1 protein-coding gene is annotated in these 265 nt (G+C 61.5%); it reads left to right on the plus strand.

Features of this window, described 5'->3' with window-relative positions:
- Positions 1-265: LysE family transporter (locus tag SB765_RS30435; protein ID WP_410932595.1), on the plus strand; the 265-nt coding region annotated here is incomplete at both ends.

Raw genomic sequence — 265 nt, forward strand, 5'->3', positions numbered from 1 at the left:
GCCTGCAACTGGGCCTGATCGTACAGATCGCCATCATCGCTGCCGGCGTCGGTGCCATCCTTGCCGCCTCGGCCACGGCCTTCCAGATCATCAAATGGTTTGGCGTCGCCTACCTCGTCTATCTGGCCTACAAGCAATGGTGTGCCTTGCCGATGGACATGGCCGATGAGTCCGGCGTGCGCCCGATCGGCAAACCGCTGAGCCTGATGTTCCGCGGTTTCCTGGTCAACGTCAGCAACCCCAAGGCACTGGTGTTCATGCTGGC

Source organism: Pseudomonas sp. SIMBA_067 (assembly GCF_046534675.1).
In the GTDB taxonomy this organism is placed as follows: Bacteria; Pseudomonadota; Gammaproteobacteria; order Pseudomonadales; family Pseudomonadaceae; genus Aquipseudomonas; species Aquipseudomonas putida.